The 18,310-nt window shown below is 72.5% G+C and carries 19 protein-coding genes and 1 tRNA gene; 6 read left to right on the forward strand and 14 right to left on the reverse strand.

Going from position 1 to position 18,310, the window contains the following annotated elements; translation table 11 throughout:
* Positions 1–25 precede the first annotated feature (25 nt).
* A tRNA-Tyr gene (locus PH191_RS10000) sits at positions 26–106 on the reverse strand.
* A 111-nt stretch (positions 107–217) separates the two neighbouring features.
* On the opposite strand from PH191_RS10000, the gene PH191_RS10005 reads away from it, so the two are divergent.
* The gene (locus PH191_RS10005) at positions 218–709 is read left to right on the forward strand and encodes a YajQ family cyclic di-GMP-binding protein (RefSeq protein WP_274194432.1); all 492 of its coding nucleotides are present in this window, start codon (positions 218–220) and stop codon (positions 707–709) included.
* Here the strand turns inward: PH191_RS10005 and PH191_RS10010 are convergent.
* The 3 genes from PH191_RS10010 to PH191_RS10020 all read right to left on the reverse strand — a co-directional run bounded on the left by PH191_RS10010 (position 700) and on the right by PH191_RS10020 (position 2,096).
* Positions 700–984, reverse strand: a complete 285-nt coding sequence (locus PH191_RS10010) for a hypothetical protein (RefSeq protein ID WP_274194433.1) — start codon at positions 982–984, stop codon at positions 700–702. The genes PH191_RS10005 and PH191_RS10010 overlap by 10 nt on opposite strands.
* Positions 981–1,226: a hypothetical protein gene (locus PH191_RS10015; RefSeq protein ID WP_274194434.1), complete on the reverse strand. Its 246-nt coding sequence runs from the start codon at positions 1,224–1,226 to the stop codon at positions 981–983. Before PH191_RS10015 ends, PH191_RS10010 begins: the two co-directional genes overlap by 4 nt.
* Positions 1,227–1,373: 147 nt before the next feature.
* Positions 1,374–2,096: an excalibur calcium-binding domain-containing protein gene (locus PH191_RS10020; protein ID WP_274194435.1), complete on the reverse strand. Its 723-nt coding sequence runs from the start codon at positions 2,094–2,096 to the stop codon at positions 1,374–1,376.
* A gap of 201 nt (positions 2,097–2,297) precedes the next feature.
* Here PH191_RS10020 and PH191_RS10025 point away from each other — a divergent pair, with 201 nt between their 5' ends.
* The gene (locus tag PH191_RS10025; protein ID WP_274194436.1) at positions 2,298–3,641 is read left to right on the forward strand and encodes an NAD(P)/FAD-dependent oxidoreductase; all 1,344 of its coding nucleotides are present in this window, start codon (positions 2,298–2,300) and stop codon (positions 3,639–3,641) included.
* Here the strand turns inward: PH191_RS10025 and PH191_RS10030 are convergent.
* The 4 genes from PH191_RS10030 to PH191_RS10045 all read right to left on the reverse strand — a co-directional run bounded on the left by PH191_RS10030 (position 3,605) and on the right by PH191_RS10045 (position 5,792).
* Positions 3,605–4,063 carry a Clp protease N-terminal domain-containing protein gene (locus PH191_RS10030; RefSeq protein ID WP_274194437.1) on the reverse strand — a complete coding sequence of 153 codons (459 nt, stop codon included), beginning with the start codon at positions 4,061–4,063 and terminating at the stop codon, positions 3,605–3,607. The two genes, PH191_RS10025 and PH191_RS10030, sit on opposite strands and share 37 nt — an antisense overlap.
* A 67-nt stretch (positions 4,064–4,130) precedes the next feature.
* Positions 4,131–4,586, reverse strand: coding sequence for a GNAT family N-acetyltransferase (locus tag PH191_RS10035; RefSeq protein ID WP_274194438.1), 456 nt, complete (start codon positions 4,584–4,586; stop codon positions 4,131–4,133).
* Entirely contained in the window at positions 4,579–4,746 is a 168-nt protein-coding gene (locus PH191_RS10040) for a VOC family protein (protein ID WP_274194439.1), read from the reverse strand. The genes PH191_RS10035 and PH191_RS10040 overlap by 8 nt, the downstream gene beginning before the upstream one ends.
* A gap of 479 nt (positions 4,747–5,225) precedes the next feature.
* Positions 5,226–5,792, reverse strand: a complete 567-nt coding sequence (locus tag PH191_RS10045) for a PaaI family thioesterase (RefSeq protein WP_274194440.1) — start codon at positions 5,790–5,792, stop codon at positions 5,226–5,228.
* 71 nt (positions 5,793–5,863) lie between these two features.
* Between PH191_RS10045 and PH191_RS10050 the strand changes: the two genes are divergently transcribed.
* From PH191_RS10050 to rarD, 4 genes are all read left to right on the forward strand, one after another.
* Positions 5,864–6,658: an enoyl-CoA hydratase-related protein gene (locus tag PH191_RS10050; protein ID WP_274194441.1), complete on the forward strand. Its 795-nt coding sequence runs from the start codon at positions 5,864–5,866 to the stop codon at positions 6,656–6,658.
* Positions 6,659–6,832: 174 nt separating this feature from the next.
* Complete coding sequence (locus PH191_RS10055; protein WP_274194442.1) at positions 6,833–8,719, forward strand: 2-oxoacid:acceptor oxidoreductase subunit alpha; 1,887 nt, start codon at positions 6,833–6,835, stop codon at positions 8,717–8,719.
* On the forward strand, positions 8,716–9,822 hold the full coding sequence (locus tag PH191_RS10060; protein WP_274194443.1) for a 2-oxoacid:ferredoxin oxidoreductase subunit beta: 1,107 nt from the start codon (positions 8,716–8,718) through the stop codon (positions 9,820–9,822). Before PH191_RS10055 ends, PH191_RS10060 begins: the two co-directional genes overlap by 4 nt.
* A 69-nt stretch (positions 9,823–9,891) precedes the next feature.
* Positions 9,892–10,812, forward strand: a complete 921-nt coding sequence (gene rarD / locus PH191_RS10065) for an EamA family transporter RarD (protein ID WP_274194444.1) — start codon at positions 9,892–9,894, stop codon at positions 10,810–10,812.
* Positions 10,813–10,834: 22 nt separating this feature from the next.
* Here rarD and PH191_RS10070 read toward each other — a convergent pair whose 3' ends face one another.
* The 6 genes from PH191_RS10070 to PH191_RS10095 are packed head-to-tail and all read right to left on the reverse strand — an operon-like array spanning position 10,835 to position 18,273.
* Positions 10,835–11,845: a polyprenyl synthetase family protein gene (locus tag PH191_RS10070; RefSeq protein ID WP_420791774.1), complete on the reverse strand. Its 1,011-nt coding sequence runs from the start codon at positions 11,843–11,845 to the stop codon at positions 10,835–10,837.
* 3 nt (positions 11,846–11,848) lie between these two features.
* Complete coding sequence (gene nuoN / locus PH191_RS10075) at positions 11,849–13,474, reverse strand: NADH-quinone oxidoreductase subunit NuoN (RefSeq protein WP_274194445.1); 1,626 nt, start codon at positions 13,472–13,474, stop codon at positions 11,849–11,851.
* Complete coding sequence (locus tag PH191_RS10080) at positions 13,471–15,087, reverse strand: NADH-quinone oxidoreductase subunit M (protein ID WP_274194446.1); 1,617 nt, start codon at positions 15,085–15,087, stop codon at positions 13,471–13,473. The genes nuoN and PH191_RS10080 overlap by 4 nt, the downstream gene beginning before the upstream one ends.
* A complete protein-coding gene (nuoL, locus tag PH191_RS10085) occupies positions 15,084–17,081 on the reverse strand; it encodes an NADH-quinone oxidoreductase subunit L (protein ID WP_274194713.1) in 1,998 nt (665 codons plus the stop codon). The genes PH191_RS10080 and nuoL overlap by 4 nt, the downstream gene beginning before the upstream one ends.
* A 23-nt stretch (positions 17,082–17,104) precedes the next feature.
* Positions 17,105–17,404 carry an NADH-quinone oxidoreductase subunit NuoK gene (nuoK, locus tag PH191_RS10090; protein ID WP_274190868.1) on the reverse strand — a complete coding sequence of 100 codons (300 nt, stop codon included), beginning with the start codon at positions 17,402–17,404 and terminating at the stop codon, positions 17,105–17,107.
* Positions 17,401–18,273, reverse strand: coding sequence for an NADH-quinone oxidoreductase subunit J (locus PH191_RS10095; RefSeq protein WP_274194714.1), 873 nt, complete (start codon positions 18,271–18,273; stop codon positions 17,401–17,403). Before PH191_RS10095 ends, nuoK begins: the two co-directional genes overlap by 4 nt.
* Positions 18,274–18,310: the final 37 nt, after the last annotated feature.

Below are 18,310 nucleotides of genomic sequence, written 5' to 3' on the forward strand. Positions count from 1 at the left end.
CCGTTCGTGCTGGTCAGGGGCTCGGTGGCGGGTGAAGGATTCGAACCTTCGAAGCTTTCGCGACGGATTTACAGTCCGCTCCCATTGGCCGCTCGGGCAACCCGCCAGGGTGTGCCACCCCGCAGGATGACGTCGGCAAGAATACAGATGCCGGCTCGCCGTCGATGCAGGCGGCCCCCCGGTGCGCACGCCCGGCCGACACGTCAGGAGGACGACGATGGCCAACCCCTCGTTCGACGTCGTGAGCAAGGTCGACCGCCAGGAGGTCGACAACGCGCTCAACCAGGCGAGCAAGGAACTCTCACAGCGATTCGACTTCCGCGGCACCGGCGCCGACGTCTCCTGGGCCGGCGAGGAGGCGATCACCGTCAGCGCCGAGACCGAGGAGCGCTGCAACGCCGCGATCGACGTCTTCAAGGAGAAGCTGATCAAGCGCGGCATCTCGTTGAAGGCCTTCGACATCGGTGAGCCCGGACTCTCGGGCAAGGCCTACAAGGTCACCGGGACCCTGGTGCAGGGCATCAGCAAGGACAAGGGCAAGGAGATCTCGAAGGCCATCCGGGACGAGGGTCCCAAGGGCATCCAGGCCCAGATGCAGGACGATCAGCTCCGGGTGACGGGCAAGAAGAAGGACGACCTCCAGGCCGTCATCTCCCTGCTCAAGGAGCGCGACTTCGAGATCGCGCTGCAGTTCACCAACTACCGCTGATCCTCGGCGGCCAGCACCTGGGCGGCGAGGCGGGCGATCAACCCGTCCTCGGCGGGCTCGACACCGAAGTCCGCGCAGGAACGCAGCTCACGCTCGACCAGCTCGCCGAGGGCTCCGGGATACAGCCGACGCGCGCGTAGCGCGGCCGCGGTGAAGCGTGCGCTCTGCTCGAAGGCCAGGGCGTCAGCATCTCCCTCGAGGTGTGTCCGTGGCAGGACCGACGCCGTCGCCCGGGTGCCGTGCACGAGCGACGTCGCCCACGTGGGCACGGTCACCGTGTGCTCCGTGCGTCTGCTCCACGCCGGATCTCCGCTGCGAGCCGCGGGAGGAGCCTGTCCGCGGCGAGACGGAAGCCGAACTCCGCGAAGGCCCGGAGCTCCCGGTGCACGAGCTCGCCGAGCGCCCCCGGGTACACCGCCAGCGCCCGCTCCGCTGCCTCGAGGTACTGCCTCCGCTCGAACGATGTGAGCGCCTCGTCGCGGGCACCGCGCCTGCCGCTGTCGAGAAGTGCCGTCATCTCCATCTCGCCCCCCGGTAGCTGATCTGACCGGACGCATTGTCACGTCGAGTAGCCGACCGCGGTCAATGCTCCTCCAGCGTCCGAATGCGACGGGGCGGGAAGTACGTAGCGTGATGACTGTCGGGGCAGCGCGACCCGAGCCAGCTAGGCCCGGCGGTGGCGGCCGCCGGCCAGGGCGTGGCGGGCACCGACCGCGCCGGCGACGGCCGCGGAGCCGAGCAGGCCGTAGGTCAGCAGGTCCGGGACACCCGCCGGGGCGCTGCCGTCGCCGGCCTCCACGCCGCCGACGGGGTAGGCCGGCGTGCTGTCGTGGGTCTCCGGGGCGCTCTCGTGCTCGGTCACCGCGGCGGGCACGGTCTCCACGTCGTCGGCGTAGCCGAACGACTCGCAGGCGATGCCGTCGTCGTCGGCGTCGAGCCGCTCGGGGTCGCTGGGGTCGTCGTCGAGGACGGCCTGCGCCTCGGCCTGTGAGTCGAAGTCGGCGCAGTCGCGGTCGCGGGTGCTGGTCGAGCTCTCGTCGGACGTGTCCGCGGCGGTCCAGGTGGTCCCGGACGAGTGGCGCGTCGACGGGGCCGGGTCGGCCGGCGCGTCGTCGTCCAGGGAGACGTCGTTGATCACCGGACGGTGGGGCAGGGTCTCGCACGCCTCGCCGTCGTCGTCGCGGTCCAGGCCGTTCGGGTCGGCGGAGTTGCCGTCGAGAACCTCCTGCGCGTCCTCCTGGTACTGGAAGTCGCTGCAGTTCTTGTCCCCGGGCCCGGCCGCGAACGCGGCGCCCGCACCGGGGCCGACGGCCGCCAGCAGCGTCAGCCCGCCGAGGGCGGCGACGTGGAGGCGACGGGTCCGGCGAGCGGCGCGGTGAGCAGGCACGATGATTCCCCCGAGGATGATGTGGCTGAGTGATGATCTGGTTCGAGTGCGACCGCACTCACCGCCACTGTCGCCGGGGGCCTCGAGGACGTTAGGGGATTCCCGGACAACCACTCGTCAGGGTCGTTGCGGCCCGTCGCAGGCAACCGGGACGGCTCCCGCACGTCGGGCGACGGTGACGGCGTGGAGAGGGAGGACGGCATGGGCGAACGCGTGGTCGTCGTCGGTGGGGGGTTCGCCGGCGCGAGCGTGGCGCGGCGGCTGGAGAAGCTCGCGCCGTCCGCCGACGTCCGTCTCGTCTGCCCCGACGACTACATGCTCTACCTCCCGCTGCTGCCCCAGGTGGCGGCCGGCGTGCTGCCGCCGCGGGCCGCGGTGGTGTCGCTGTCACGGCGACTGAGGCGCACGATGCTGCTGCCCGGACGGGCGACGGGCGTCGACCTCGACGCGCGCCGGGTGCTCGTCCACAGCATCACCGGCCGCGACCACGTGCTCGCCTACGACCGGCTCGTGCTCGCGCCGGGCAGCGTCACGAAGGTCATGGAGATCCCGGGGCTGCGGGAGTACGGGCGGGGGTGCAAGACCCTGGCCGAGGCCACGTTCCTGCGCGACCACGTCCTGACCCAGCTCGAGGTCGCCAACGCCTCCACCGACCCCGACGAACGCGCGCGGCGCTGCCGCTTCGTCGTCGTGGGCGGGGGCTACGCGGGGGTCGAGACCGCGGCGAACATGCAGCTGATGACCACCGCCCTCGCACGGCGGTTCCCCCGTCTCGACCCGTCGCTCATGCAGTGGCACGTCGTGCAGCACCACGACGGGCTCCTGCCCGGCATGGGCAACCGTCTCGGCGACGACACCCGTCGGGTGCTCGAGGCCCGCGGGGTCCACGTCGATCTCGTCACGAGCCTGACCGCCGCGGACGACGAGTCCGTGACGCTCTCCGACGGACGCCGTCTCGCCACCTCGACCCTGATCTGGACCGCCGGCGTCGCGCCCAGCCCGCTCGTGGGGAACCTCGACGCCGCGACCGAGCACGGCCGGCTGGTCGTCGGGGCCGACCTCGCGGTGCCCGGCCGCCCGGAGGTGGTCGCGCTCGGCGATGCCGCGGCCGTCCCGGACCTCGCCACCGGCGGTGGCGCGACCTGCCCGCCCACCGCGCAGCACGCCACGCGCCAGGCGCCGGTGGCCGCGGAGAACGTGGCGGCGAGCCTCGCCGGACGACCGACCCGCGACTACCGCCACCGCGACCTCGGGCTCGTCGTCGACCTCGGCGGCAGCGACGCCGTCGCCAAGCCCCTGGGATTCGACCTCGCCGGTCTGCCGGCCGCGGCCGTGACCAGCGCGTACCACCTGTGGGCGCTCCGGTCTCCGGCCGCCGTCGCCCGCGTCGCCACCAACTGGGCGCTGCGGGCGGTGGAGGGTCAGAACCCCGTGCGGCTCGGCTTCCTCACCGGCCGCAGCGGGCGCCTCGGGGAGTTCGAGCACACCGACGACTACCTCGACCAGGCTCAGGTGCGCGCCGCGATCGCCGCCGTCCCGGGCTGAGCGAGGTCGCTGCGGGCGCCGGCGACGACGGGCTCGACGTCGAGTCCCAGTGCGCGCAGGAGCCGCGGCGCGTCCTCGGCGTCGTCCGCCAGGACACCGAGCAGGAGGTGCCGCACACCCACCGTCGGCTCGGCGGCCTCGTCGGCCAGCCGGATTGCCGTGGCGAGGGCGAACACGGCACCGGGGCGCCACGGCCGGTACCCGGGATCGCGGTAGCCGACGCCGGAGGCGGCGAGCCACGCGCGGGCCCGACCGAGGTCGAGGCCGTCGAGCAGCCCGCCGCCGTGGTCGCGTTCGTCGCGCGCGACGGCGAGCAGGAGGTGCGCGGTGCCGAGGCGGGTGTCGCCGCTGCGGGCCGCCTCCTGCTCGGCGCGGACGAAGACGCGGGTGGCCCGGGCGGTCTGGCGTGAGCTGAGGTCCATGGACCCACGGTGGCGGTGGCGTCGGCGGTGCGCCTCGGGGTCGGCCCCCGATCGACGTCGGGGTTCCTCACCACTCCTTGGCGTAGTAGTAGCTCGGTTCCGTCGCCCCGGGTTCGATGAAGGCGTAGCCGTGGGCGGCGTAGAAGCGCCGGGCGTCGGTGTCCTCGCCGTCGACGTTGACCTCGACGATCCGGCCGCCGCGATTCCTGGCGAGCGCCTCGACGGCCGACAGCAGCGCGTGCCCGATCCGCCGGCCGCGGAGATCGGGGCGCACGTAGAGCTCGTCGAGCAGGGCCACCGGGGCGTCGAACCAGACGTTGGGCCGGAACGACACGACGGCGAGCCCGTCGGGCGGGTCGCCGTGGAGCAGGGCGACGAGGTCGTCCCCGGCCAGCAGCGTCCGCAGCCGCCCGGCCAGGACGTCGGCGCCGGGGGTCGGGGTGTCGAACTCCGTGTTGAAGTCGTGGAGCAGGGCCCCGACCGCGGCAGCGTCCGCGACCCCGGCCCGCCGGACGTCAGCCACCGGAGCCGTAGCGGCGCGTGATGACCTCGAGGTGGTGGCCCGCGGGGTCGTCGAAGTAGAGGCCGCGGCCGCCGTCGTTCGTGTTGTACTGCCCGACCCAGCGCTGGTGCGGGTCGGCCCAGTAGGTGATGCCGCGGTGCTCCAGCCGGGCGTGGATCACGTCGAAGTCGTCCTCGCCGACGAGGAACGCGACGTGCTGGCCGGGGAAGTCGATCGGCGGGGCGGCGTAGTCGATCGTGAACGTCTCGTCGACGTCGACGGCGAGGAACGGCCCGCCTCGTAGGGATCGGGCAGGCCGAGGATGTCGGCGAGGAACTGGGCGGACTCGCGGGCGTCGTGCGCGGCGAGCGCGAGGTGGTCGATCCGAACAGCCATGGGGTGGGGACTCCAAGGCTCCGGCGCCTCCATCCGCCGGTCTGACACCGGCCCGGACGCGACGCTGGCGACGATCTCAGCGCTGATCCCTGCGACCCGTCAAGAGCCCGGCGAGCGGGTGGAATTCCTGACCCTATCGGCGTGCTGTATCGGATCGTCAGCGTCGCCCCCAGGCTGGCACGGGCCCGGCGACGAAGTGGAAATCCTGGCGTTGAGTGCAAGCGAGGCCGCAGGGCTTGCACTCGGAGAGTGCGGTCCCCCCGCTCAGCGCGCGGCGCGTGCCGCGTCGATCACCTCGCGGCTCGCGCCCAGGGCCTCGAGGTCCTCGGGGCGGCTGTGGCGCAGGAAGTGCTCGGCGCCGACCTTCACGAACAGCGCCCGGGCCGTGCCGGCCACCTCGCCGTCGAGCTCGCCGAGGTACGCGACGCCCGAGGTGTAGACCTTGCGCCCCGCGACGGCGTCGACCCGGCTGCGCAGCCACAGCGTCGTCCCGACCGGCACCGGGCGGCGGAAGTCGGTCTCCATCCGGGCCGTGACGGCGGCGCGCGTGACCTGCGTGTGCGCGGTGCCGAGGGCGTCGTCGAACGCGGTCATCAGCAGACCGCCGTGCAGCAGCCCCGGCCCGCCCTGGTGCTCGTCGAGGACGTCGAAGCGGCTGCGCACCGACACGCCGTCGTCCTCGACCCACGACGCGATCCGCAGGCTGCCCGGCACGTCGGCGCACCCTCGGCACTGGGAGTGGTGCTCGCGGGTGCGCTCCCCGGGAGCGGGTGCCTTGGGGTGCCGCTGCGGCGCCTCGGCGTCCTCGGGCGGTTCGATGGAGATCGGCACGCGCCGCACGTTACCGACGCGGACGGCTCCTCCGGCCGCGAGCCGCGTCACGCAGGAGCATGCTGGCCGCCATGGCCGATCCGGATGTCCGCATCGAGCGCCTCGACGGAGTCGCGCTCCTCACCGTGTCCGACCCGAAGCGCCGCAACGCCATGACGGGCGCGCTCTCCGAGCGGCTCGTCGCCGTGCTCGAGGAGGTCGGGGCCGACGAGGGCGTCGGCGCCGTGGTGATCACGGGGGACGACGACCCCAAGCCCGCCTTCTGCGCCGGCGGGGACCTCGACGAGCTGGCCGCGGCCGGCGAGGCGGGTCCCGACGCGCTGCAGCACATCTACGCCGGCTTCCTCGCGCTCGCGGAGTGCCCGCTGCCGACCTTCGCGGCCGTCGACGGGCCCGCGGTCGGCGCCGGGCTCAACCTCGCGCTCGCCGCCGACGTGCGCATCGCGGGCGAGACCGCCCGCTTCGAGCCCGGCTTCCTGCGCCTCGGCGTTCACCCCGGCGGCGGCATGACGTGGATGGCGCAGCGGATCGTCGGGCCGCAGGTGACGACGGCGATGCTGCTCGGCGGCGAGGGTCTCGACGCCGTCCGAGCCGCCGAGCTGGGCCTGGCGCTCCGGGTGGCGACCGGCGAGGGCGCCGACGGGCGGTCGGCGGCCGTCACGGACGCCCTGCGCATGGCGGCGATCGCGGCGGCGGCACCCCGCGAGCTCGTCGTCGCCACCAAGGCGAGCATCCGGGCGACCGGGCAGCTCGACCGGCACCGCGACGCCGTGGCCGTCGAGGTCGGTCCCCAGCTCGAGTCGCTGCGCTCGGACGGCTTCCGTGAGGGCCTCGCGCGGGTGCGGCAGGCGACCGGCAAGACATGACCCCGTGCCACCAGGGCGAACAGCCCCGGTGCGTGACCTGCCTTTTTCGGTCCAGCGTGTGACCCACGACCAGCCGCCGGACCGTGACGCGGCGGTGAGGTTAGCCTGGGTAGTCCGCTCTTGTCCGGGGGGACGAGATCGAGATCGAGGATGTCGAAAGGACGCGATCGCTCGATGAGCACTGACACCGACGTCGGGCCGGCCGGACGGGAGGTGCGCCAGACCCATCGGGTCGTCATCCGCTTCGCGGGCGACTCCGGTGACGGGATGCAGCTCACCGGCGACCGGTTCACCTCGGAGGCCGCGGCGTTCGGCAACGACCTCGCGACGCTGCCCAACTTCCCCGCCGAGATCCGTGCCCCTGCCGGCACGCTGCCCGGGGTGTCGAGCTTCCAGCTCCACTTCGCGGACTACGACATCCTGACGCCCGGCGACCGCCCCGACGTGCTGGTGGCGATGAACCCGGCGGCGCTCAAGGCGAACATCCGGGACCTCCCGCACGGCGGGATGCTCATCGTCAACACCGACGAGTTCACCAAGCGCAACCTCGCGAAGGTCGGCTACGAGTCGAACCCCCTCGAGGACGACTCGCTGGAGCCCTACACCACGCACAAGGTCGCGATGGCGACGCTGACGCGCGGTGCGCTCGAGCCGACGGGCATGAGCAAGAAGGACGCCGAGCGCGCGAAGAACATGTTCGCGCTCGGGCTGCTGTCCTGGATGTACCACCGCGGCACCGACGCCACCGAGCAGTTCCTGCGCGAGAAGTTCGCCAAGAAGCCCGACCTCGCCGAGGCCAACATCCTCGCGTTCCGGGCCGGCTGGAACTACGGCGAGACCACCGAGAGCTTCGCCGTGACCTTCGAGGTCGCCCCGGCGCGCCTCGCGGAGGGCACCTACCGCCAGATCACCGGGAACCTCGCGCTGGCCTACGGCGTCGTCGCCGCCGGTCTACAGGCGAAGCTGCCGGTGTTCCTGGGCACCTACCCGATCACGCCGGCCTCCGACGTCCTGCACGAGCTCTCCAAGCACAAGGGCATGGGCGTCACGACGTTCCAGGCCGAGGACGAGATCGCCGGCATCGGTGCCGCGCTCGGCGCGTCGTTCGGCGGCGCGCTGGGCGTCACGTCGACGTCCGGGCCGGGTGTGGCGCTCAAGTCCGAGACGATCGGGCTGGCGGTGGCCCTCGAGCTGCCGCTGCTGATCCTCGACGTGCAGCGCGGTGGCCCGTCGACCGGCCTGCCCACGAAGACCGAGCAGGCCGACCTGCTGCAGGCCATGTACGGGCGCAACGGCGAGGCCCCGGTGCCGATCATCGCGCCGCAGTCGCCCGCGGACTGCTTCGACGCCGCCCTCGACGCGGTGCGGATGGCGCTGACCTACCGCACGCCGGTGTTCCTGCTCTCCGACGGCTCGATCGCCAACGGCTCCGAGCCGTGGCGCGTGCCCGACGTCGACTCGTTGCCCGACCTGTCGACCACGTTCGCCACCGAGCCCAACGCGCCCGACGGGTCCGGCGAGTTCTGGCCCTACCTGCGCGACCCCGACACCCTGGCCCGCCCCTGGGCGATCCCGGGCACCGCGGGGCTCGAGCACCGCATCGGCGGCCTGGAGAAGGCCGACGGGCGGGGCACGATCTCCTACGACCCGGACAACCACGACCGCATGGTCCGGCTGCGCCAGGCGAAGATCGACGGCATCCCGGTGCCGGACCTCACCGTCCACGACCCCGACGGCGACGCCGAGGTCCTGGTCATCGGCTGGGGCTCGTCGTACGGCCCGATCGGCGCGGCCTGCCGCCGCGTGCGGGCCGCGGGCATGTCGGTGGCCCAGGCGCACCTGCGCCACCTCAACCCCATGCCCCGCAACCTCGGTGACGTGCTGCGCTCGTACCGCCGTGTCGTGGTGCCGGAGATGAACCTCGGCCAGCTCTCGATGCTGCTGCGCGCGAAGTTCCTCGTCGACGCGCACTCGTACACCAAGGTCGCCGGCCTGCCGTTCCAGGCCGAGGAGCTCGCCGGTGTGCTCACCGACGCCGTGAAGGGAGACCTGCCCGCATGACGGCTACCGACCTGCCACTGAGTAGTCCTTCTGGCTCTCTGGGTGGTCTGGACCTCGTCCCGACCACCGACGACACCCAGAAGGCCAAGGACTTCACCTCCGACCAGGAGGTGCGCTGGTGCCCGGGCTGCGGCGACTACGCCGTGCTCGCCTCGGTGCGCGGCTTCCTGCCCGAGCTCGGGCTCAAGCGCGAGAACATCGTGTTCGTCTCGGGCATCGGCTGCTCGTCGCGCTTCCCGTACTACCTCGACACCTACGGCATGCACTCGATCCACGGGCGCGCGCCGACGATCGCGACGGGCCTGGCCGTCACGCGCCCGGACCTCTCGGTGTGGGTCGTCACCGGCGACGGCGACGCGCTGTCGATCGGGGGCAACCACCTGATCCACGCGCTGCGTCGCAACATGAACATCACGATCCTGCTGTTCAACAACAGGATCTACGGCCTGACCAAGGGCCAGTACTCGCCGACCTCCGAGGTCGGCAAGGTCACCAAGTCCACGCCGATGGGCTCGGTCGACGCGCCGTTCAACCCGGTGTCGCTGGCGCTGGGCGCCGAGGCGACGTTCGTCGGGCGGGCGCTCGACTCCGACCGCAAGGGCCTCACCGAGGTGCTGCGCCAGGCCGCCGCCCACCGCGGCGCGTCGCTGGTCGAGATCTTCCAGGACTGCCCGATCTTCAACGACGGCTCGTTCGACGTCCTGCGCAAGGGCGACGACGTGGCCGAGCGGCTGATCAAGCTGGTCGACGGCGAGCCGATCCTCTTCGGCAACGACGGCGAGTACGGCGTGGTCCGGTCCGCCGCCGGCGGGCTCGAGGTGGCGAAGGTCGCCGACGTCGGCGAGGACGCGATCGTGGTGCACCGCGCCGGCGAGGAGGACCCGACGCAGTCCTTCGCGCTCTCGCGGCTCTCCGACCAGGACCTCACGCACACCGTCACCGGCATCTTCCGCAAGGTCGACCGCCCGACCTACGACGACGGCGCTCGCGCCCAGGTCGAGGCGGCGACGGAGCAGGCCGAGCAGCGGGGCGACAACCTCGAGGCCCTGCTGCGCGGCAAGGACACCTGGGCGGTCATGCCGGAGCCCGAGAACGAGCAGTAGCTTGGCTTCGCCTCGTGGGTGCTCGTCCGTGCCACGGCACGGACGAGCACCCACAGGACGACGTCCCCGGTGAGCCGCTCGGTCACCGACGAGCCCGGGACGGACACGGCGGCCGGCGCAGGACGCGGGTACGCCGCCGCGGTCGGCGCGTACGTGCTGTGGGGCCTCTCGCCCGCGTTCTGGCCGCTGCTCGCGCCCGCCGACGCGGTGGAGTCCGTCGCCCACCGCGTGGCGTGGACGTTCCTCGGCATGCTCCTGGTGATCACCGTCGCCCGGCGCTGGGTGGACCTGCGCGGGCTGTCCTGGCGCACGTGGGCCCTGATCACCGCGGGCTCGGTGCTGATCGCCGTCAACTGGGGCACCTACATCTGGTCGACGACGCACGGCCACGTCGTCGACGCCGCCCTGGGCTACTACGGGACGCCGCTGGTGTCGGTGCTGCTCGCGGTCCTCGTGCTGCGCGAGCGGCTGCGCCCCGTGCAGTGGCTCGCCATCGGGCTGGCCACGGCGGCCGTCGTGGTGCTGACCGTCGGCACCGGCCAGCTGCCGTGGATCACCCTGACACTCGCTGTCAGCTTCGGGCTGTACGGGCTGGTCAAGAAGCGGGTCCCGCTCGAGCCGATCCCGGGGCTGACCGCCGAGGGCTTCCTGCTCGGTCCGCTCGCGATCGTCTTCCTCGTCGGGCTCCAGATCACCGGCGCCGGCACGTTCACCGGGTTCGGCGCGGGCCATGCGCTGCTGCTCGTCGCCGCCGGGCCGGTGACGGCGATCCCGCTGCTGCTCTTCGCCGCCGGTGCCCGGCGCCTGCCCCTGGCCACCCTGGGCGTGCTGCAGTACATCAACCCGACCCTGCAGTTCCTGTGGGGCGTGGTCGTGGCCGGCGAGCCCATGCCGGTGTCCCGGTGGGTCGGCGTCGGTCTCGTCTGGGCGGCGTTGGTCATCTTCACGCTCGACGCCCTGCGCAGCCGTGAGCGAAGTTCCCGGCCATAGCCGGGAACTTCGCTCACGTGGGTCAGCCGGTGCGGGCGACGGTGTAGTCGAGGAGTGCGGCGAGGGCGCGGCGCGCGGGGCCGTCCGGGAGGGCGGCGAGCTCGGCCCGGGCGGCGTCGGCGCGGGCGTCGAGGGCCGCGCGGGCCTCGTGCAGGCCCGCCGAGCCGCGCAGCAGCTCCAGGGCCTCGTCGACCTCGTCGTCGGCCAGCTCCCGGCTCCCGACGCCCAGGGCCCGCAGGCGCGCCACCTCGGGACCGTCGCCGGCCAGTGTGTAGAGCACCGGCAGGGTCGCGACGCCCTCGCGCAGGTCGGTGCCCGGGGTCTTGCCCGAGTCCCCGGACGGTGAGGCGATGTCGATGATGTCGTCGGAGACCTGGAAGACCGTCCCGATGATCTCGCCGAAGCGCCGCATCGCGGTGACGTGCTCGTCCGGCGCACCCGCGAACATCGCCCCGAAGCGGCCCGAGGTGGCGATCAGCGAGCCGGTCTTCTCGGCCACGACCGCGAGGTAGTGCTCGATGGCGTCCTCGCCCTCGCGGGGCCCGCGGGTCTCGCGCATCTGGCCGGTCACCAGCTCGGCGAACGTCTCGGCGATGATCCGCACGGCGTCCGGCCCGAGCTGGGAGACCAGCCGGGAGGCGTGGGCGAACAGGTAGTCGCCGGTGAGGATCGCGACGGTGTTGTCCCACCGGGCGTTGGCGCTCTCGGCGCCGCGGCGCATCGTGGCCTCGTCCATGACGTCGTCGTGGTAGAGCGTCGCCAGGTGCACGAGCTCCACCGACGTCGCCGCCACCACGACGTCCTCGGAGGTGCCGCCGGCCAGCTGGGCGGCGAGCAGCGTGAGCAGGGGCCGGAAGCGCTTGCCGCCGGCCTCGATGAGGTGCAGCGACGTGTCGGTGACGAAGCGGTAGTCGCTGTGCACCTCGCGGCGCAGCAGCTCCTCGACCCGGTCGAGGCCGTCGCTGGTCGCGGCCGCGAGATCGGGATCCCCGATCGGCAGGCCGGCGACCTGGGTGAGTTGGGGGCCGGTCACGCGTCAGCCCAGGAAGGACAGGCCGTCGGCCCATCCGAGGACGGCGGTCGGCACGATGCCGAGCAGGAGGGTCACCACGACCCCCAGTGTGATCGCCACCGTCGTGAACGGGCCAGGCACGCTGACGGTCGGGCCGTCGGCGGCCGGCTCGGAGAAGTACATCAGCACGATCAGCCGCAGGTAGAAGAACGCGGCCACCGCGCTGACCACCAGGGCCACGATGACCAGCGGCGCCATGCCGTCGGCGAGGGCCGCGGCGAACACCGCGAACTTGGCCGTGAAGCCACTGGTCAGCGGGATCCCGGCCAGGGCCAGCATGAGGAACGTCACCGCCGCCGCGACCACCGGCGCGCGCTTCCCGAGGCCCGCCCACGCCGACAGGTGCGTCGCCTCGCCGTCGGGGCCGCGCACCAGCGACACCAGCCCGAACAGGGCGACGGTCGTGAAGCCGTAGGCGAGCAGGTAGAACAGCGTCGCCGAGAGCCCCTGCGGGGTGATCGCCATGGCGCCGAGCAGCAGGAAGCCGGCGTGCGCCACCGACGAGTAGGCGATCATGCGCTTGACGTCGGTCTGGGTCAGCCCGAGCACCGCGCCGATCACCATGGACGCGATCGCGACGACCCAGAGCACCCCGCGCCACTCCCACACCGTGGAGCCGAACGCGACGGTGAACACCCGCAGGATCGCGCCGAACGCGGCGACCTTCGTGCAGGCGGCCATGAAGGCGGTCACCGAGGTCGGCGCGCCCTGGTAGACGTCGGGCGTCCACGTGTGGAACGGACCGACCGAGGCCTTGAACAGCAGCCCGACCACCAGCAGCGCGAGCCCGCCGAACAGCAGCGAGTCGGGGCGCAGCGAGCCCGCGGCGGCCAGCGAGATGTCGGAGAGCTTCACCGAGTCCGCGTAGCCGTAGAGCAGCGCCAGCCCGTAGAGGAAGAACGCCGACGAGAACGCGCCGAGCAGGAAGTACTTGACCGCCGACTCCTGGCTCATCAGCCGCCGGCGTCGCGCCAGCCCGCAGAGCAGGTAGAGCGGCAGGCTCAGCACCTCGAGCGCGACGAACATCGTCAGCAGGTCGTCGGCGGCGCAGAAGACGAGCATCCCGCCCAGCGCGAAGAGCACGAGGGCGTAGATCTCGCTCTGGCTCTCGACGGGGGCCTGCCCACGACTCGACCGCCCGGGACGACCGCCGCCGCCGCCCGAGGACCGGGCCGACGACGAGCCGCCCGCGCGGGCGCCGACGGCGACCCGCTGCTCGGCAGCCTCGGCCTCCCCGAGCGCCACCGGGTCGGCGAGGAACGCCCCGCCGGGCTCCACGGAGCGGTCGGCGAGCAGCAGCACGCTGGGCACCGCGAGGGCCAGCAGCGTGCCCCAGAGGAACAGCGCGGGCCCGTCGACGGCCAGCGCGCCGGCGAGCGTCGACACCGGCGCCGCGCCGGACGTCGCGCGCACGATGACGGCGACGAGCGCCGCGGCCACCACGGTGAGCGTCAGGCCGAGCTGGGCGCGTCCGCGCACCCGCAGCGGTAGCAGCGCCTCGAGCAGCACCGACACGCACGCGCCGCCGAGCACGATCAGCACCGGCGCGAGCGCGCCGTAGTCGACCGACGGGAAGGCCTGCCCGGTCATCGCGCCACTCCGTTCGGGGTCACCGGGTCGGCGACGCCGACCTCGGCCATGGTCGCCGACACCGCCGGCTCGAGGACCTCGAGGACCGGACCGGGGAAGAAGCCGAGCACGAGGATCAGGGCGACGAGCGGGGTCAGCACGGCGACCTCGCCGCGGGTCAGGTCCCCGAAGCGCGCGGTGAGGTTGCGCGCCGAGGGGTCGTCGGCGTCAGGCTCCATCACCGCCGCGGACGCGGCCCCCGGACCGTCACCGACCACCGCCGAGCCGCGCAGCGGCCCCGTCATCACGCGTTGGAACACCCAGAGCATGTAGAGCGCGGCGAAGACGATGCCGACGGTCGCGATCACGCTGAACACGGGCTCGCGCGGGAACGCGCCCAGCAGCACCAGGAACTCGCTGATGAACGAGTTGGTCCCGGGCAGGGCGATCGTCGAGAGGCCGGCGATGAGGAACATGCCCGCCAGCAGCGGGGCGACCCGCCCGACCCCGCCGTACTCGGTCATCGAGGCCGTGCCGCCGCGGCGGATCAGCAGGCCGACGACCAGGAACAGCATCGCGGTCGAGATGCCGTGGTTGACCATGTAGAGCGCTGAGCCCGCGATCGACTGCGACGAGAACGCGAAGATGCCGAGCGCGATGAAGCCGAAGTGCGCGATCGAGGTGTAGGCCACGAAGCGCTTCATGTCGGTCTGCACCGCGGCGAGCAGCGAGCCGTAGACGACGCCGATGACGGCGAGCGTCAGCAACAGCGGGGCGAGCTCGCGGGACGCCGCCGGGAACAGCGGCAGGTTGTAGCGGAGGAACCCGAAGGTGCCGACCTTGTCCAGCAGGCCGAGCAGGATCACGCCGCCCGCGATCGGGGCCTCGGCACCGGCGTCGGGCAGCCAGGTGTGGAACGGCACCAGCGGCGCCTTGATCGCGAACGCGGCGAAGAACCCGAGGAACAGCGGGATCTGGGTGGAGAGCGGGAGCTGGGCGGCCATCCCCTGCAGGGCGGCCCAGTCGAACGTCCCCTGGCCCAGCCGGGTGTCGCTCGCGACGAACAGGCCGATGACCGAGGCGAGCATGATCAGCCCGCCGAGGAACGAGTACAGGAAGAACTTCACCGCGGCGTACTGGCGGCGCGGCCCGCCGAAGCGCCCGATGAGGAAGTACATCGGGATGAGCATCGCCTCGAACAGCACGTAGAACAGGAAGACGTCGGTCGCGGCGAACACGCCGACCAGGACGCCCTGGGTGGAGAGCATCAGCGCGGTGAAGCCCGCGCCGGTGCGGCCCGCGGGCAGCTTCTCGGACCACGCGAACCACAGCACGATCGGCACCAGCACCGCGAGCAGCGCGATCATCGTCAGCGCGATGCCGTCGAGACCGAGCGCGAAGCGCGTGCCGAACGCCGGGATCCACTCCGCCGACAGCTCGGCCTGGAAACGCGGCGTGCCGGGCCCGGTGCGGAACCCGGCCCACAGAACGACCACGAGCACGAGCGAGACCACCGAGAGCGCCAGGCCGAGGATCCTGGCGGCGCGGTCGAGGTCCTCCCGGCGGGCCATCGCGCCGACGACGGCGGCGCCGACCAGCGGCAGGAGCAGCAGGACCAGCAGGACGGCGCTCATCCGGGGAACCCGCCGACGGTGAGCAGGGCCGCGACGAGCACGACGGAGCCTCCCAGGATGGTCAGGGCGTAGGTGCGGACGAAGCCGGTCTGGCTGCGCCGCAGCCGCCCGGACGTGCCGCCCAGCAGGGCGGCGGTGCCGTTGACCGCGCCGTCGACGCCGCGGTTGTCGACGTAGACCAGCGCGCGGGAGAGCCAGATGCCCGGCCGGGCGATGAGGCTCTCGTTGATCGTGTTGGCGTAGAGGTCGGCCCGGGCCGCGCGCACCGGAAGGCTCACGCGCTGCGGGCGCTCGACCGGCACCGAGCGCCGGCCGACGAGCAGGTAGGCCGTGCCGGCGCCGACGAGCATCAGTGCGGTGGCGAGGTACGGGACCAGGCCGACGTAGAACACGGCCGGGACGTCGTACGGCTCGATCGTGGGGCCGATCGAGGCCTCCAGGTAGTGGGCCAGGCGCTCCCCGCCGACGAGGAACGCGCCGGCGCCGACCGAGCCGATCGCGAGCAGCACCATCGGCGCCGTCATCGAGGCCACCGACTCGTGGGGGTGGTAGTGCTCGGGCGGGTCCTCGAGGTCCGAGGCGTCGATGCGCCGCGGGTGCAGGTCCCGCCAGCGCTCCTCGCCGAAGAACGTCATGAGCATCAGGCGGGTCATGTAGAACGCCGTCAGCCCGGCCGCGAGCAGGGCCGCGACACCGAGGACCCAGCCGGCCACGGGGCCCGCGGTCAGGGCGGCCTCGATGATGAGGTCCTTCGTGTAGAAGCCCGACAGGAACGGGAAGCCGATCAGGGCCAGGTAGCCGAGGGTGAACGTCCAGAACGTCACCGGCATGTGGCGCCGGAGGCCGCCGTACCGGCGCATGTCGGTCTCGTCGGCCATCCCGTGCATCACCGAGCCGGCCCCGAGGAACAGGCCCGCCTTGAAGAAGCCGTGGGTGAGGAGGTGGGCCAGCGCCGCGGCGTAGCCGATCGGGCCGAGCCCGACCGCCAGCATCATGTAGCCGATCTGGCTCACCGTGGAGTAGGCGAGGACCTTCTTGATGTCGTCGTAGGCGCAGCCGATGATCGCGCCGATCACCAGCGTGATCGCGCCGACGATCGTCACGACGAGCTGGCCGACCGGCGCGAGGTCGTAGAGCGGGTTCGACCGCGCGATGAGGTACACGCCGGCGGTGACCATCGTCGCCGCGTGGATGAGGGCCGAGACCGGGGTCGGGCCCTCCATGGCGTCGGGCAGCCAGGCCTGCAGGGGGAACTGGCCGGACTTGCCGCACGCGCCGAGCAGCAGGAGCAGGGTGATCGCGGTCAGCGCACCCGGCGAGATCTCCCCGGCCCGGGCGAACACGTCGGCGAACTGGGTGGTGCCCAGCTCCAGGAACAGGATGAAGATCGCGATCGCGAGGCCGACGTCCCCGACGCGGTTCATGAGGAACGCCTTCTTCGCGGCGCTGCCCGCCGACCGGCGTCCCGTGTAGAAGCCGATGAGCAGGTAGGACGCGAGACCGACGCCCTCCCAGCCCAGGTAGAGGGTCACGAACCCGTTGCCGAGGACCAGCACGAGCATCGCCGCGATGAACAGGTTGAGCTGCGCGAAGAACTTCCGCCGGTTCGGGTCGTGGTCCATGTAGCCCACGGAGTAGATGTGGATCAGCGACCCGACACCGGTGATGAGCAGCGCGAACGTCAGCGACAGCGGATCGATGCGCAGGCCGAACTCGACGTTCAGGGCCCCGACCGCGATCCAGTCGTAGATCGGCAGGTCACGGACCCGCTCCTCCGCGGGCAGCGCCAGCGACCCGACGAAGAGCACCACGGCGAACAGGAACGACAGCACCACGGTGGCGACGCCGAGCAGATGACCCCACTTGTCGGTGCGCTTCCCGCCGATGAAGAGCACCAGGGCACCCAGCGCGGGCAGGGCGACCAGCACCCAGGCCGCCGAGGCCGCGCCGCCCTCGACCGGGACGACCGGCGGCAACGGGACGGCCGTCGTCAGGCTCGACACGACTCGAGTCCCCCTCAGTACTTCAGCAGGTTGGCGTCGTCGACCGAGGTCGTCCGGCGCGTACGGAAGATCGCCATGATGATCGAGAGCCCGACGACGACCTCCGCCGCGGCCACGACCATGACGAAGAAGGCCATGATCTGGCCGCCGAGCGACCCGTTGATGCGCGAGAACGTGACGAGCGTCAGGTTCACGGCGTTGAGCATGAGCTCGATGCACATGAACACGACGATCGCGTTGCGGCGCACGAGCACGCCGACCGCACCGATCGCGAACAGCAGCGCGGAGAGCAGCAGGTAGATCGTGGGGCTCATCGGGCCCCTCCCTCGTGGGTGCCCTCGTGCAGGCGGTCGTGGGTGCTCCCGGCGCCCGCCTCCGCGCCGTCGCCGTCACCGCCGCGCAGGGCCCGGGCGGAGACGTCGGTGGCCGGGCCGGTGTCGCTGCGGACGTCGGCGATGTCGGCGTCGAGACGCTCGCGCCGCGTGGACTCGATGATCTTCGAGAGCGAGGCCGGGGCCACCGAGCCGTCGGGCAGCAGCGCCGGGGTGGCGACGGAGTCGGCGGTCGCGAAGACGCCGGGGCCGGAGCGCGACCCGTACTTCTCCAGCGGACCGCGCAGACGCTCGACGACCCGCTCGCGCTGGCTCGCCTGCTTGCGACGCGCCTGGCCGGCGAACGTGTAGACCATCGCGCCGACCGCCGCGGTGATGAGCAGGGCCGAGGTCAGCTCGAAGGGCAGCAGGTAGTCGCGGAAGATGCTCGTCCCGAGCGCCTGCACGTTGCCGCGGGCCTCGGGGCCGTAGCCGGGGCCGAGCCCCACCGGACCGATCGTCGTCAGCGTCTCGGCGACGGCGGCGACGGTCAGGCCGCCGAGGCCGATGCCGAGGACGGCCGCCGCGAGCCGCTGCCCGCGCAGCACCTCGACGACGGAGTCGGACGCGTCGCGCCCGACCATCATCAGCACGAACACGAACAGCATCATGATCGCGCCGGTGTAGACGATGATCTGGGTGAAGCCCAGGAACGGCGCCTGCTGGACCATGTACAGGATCCCGAGCGACAGCATGGTCATCACCAGCCAGAGCGCCGAGTGCACGGCGTTCCGCGAGAAGATCATGCCGAGCCCGCCGGCCAGGGCCACCGGGCCGAGGATCCAGAACGCCACCGACTCGCCGGTGGTCATCTCCCCGCCGCCCGTCATCGGGGCGGCGCTCGCGAGG

The sequence above is a fragment of the Actinomycetospora callitridis genome (assembly GCF_028737265.1).
Classification (GTDB): domain Bacteria; phylum Actinomycetota; class Actinomycetes; order Mycobacteriales; family Pseudonocardiaceae; genus Actinomycetospora; species Actinomycetospora callitridis.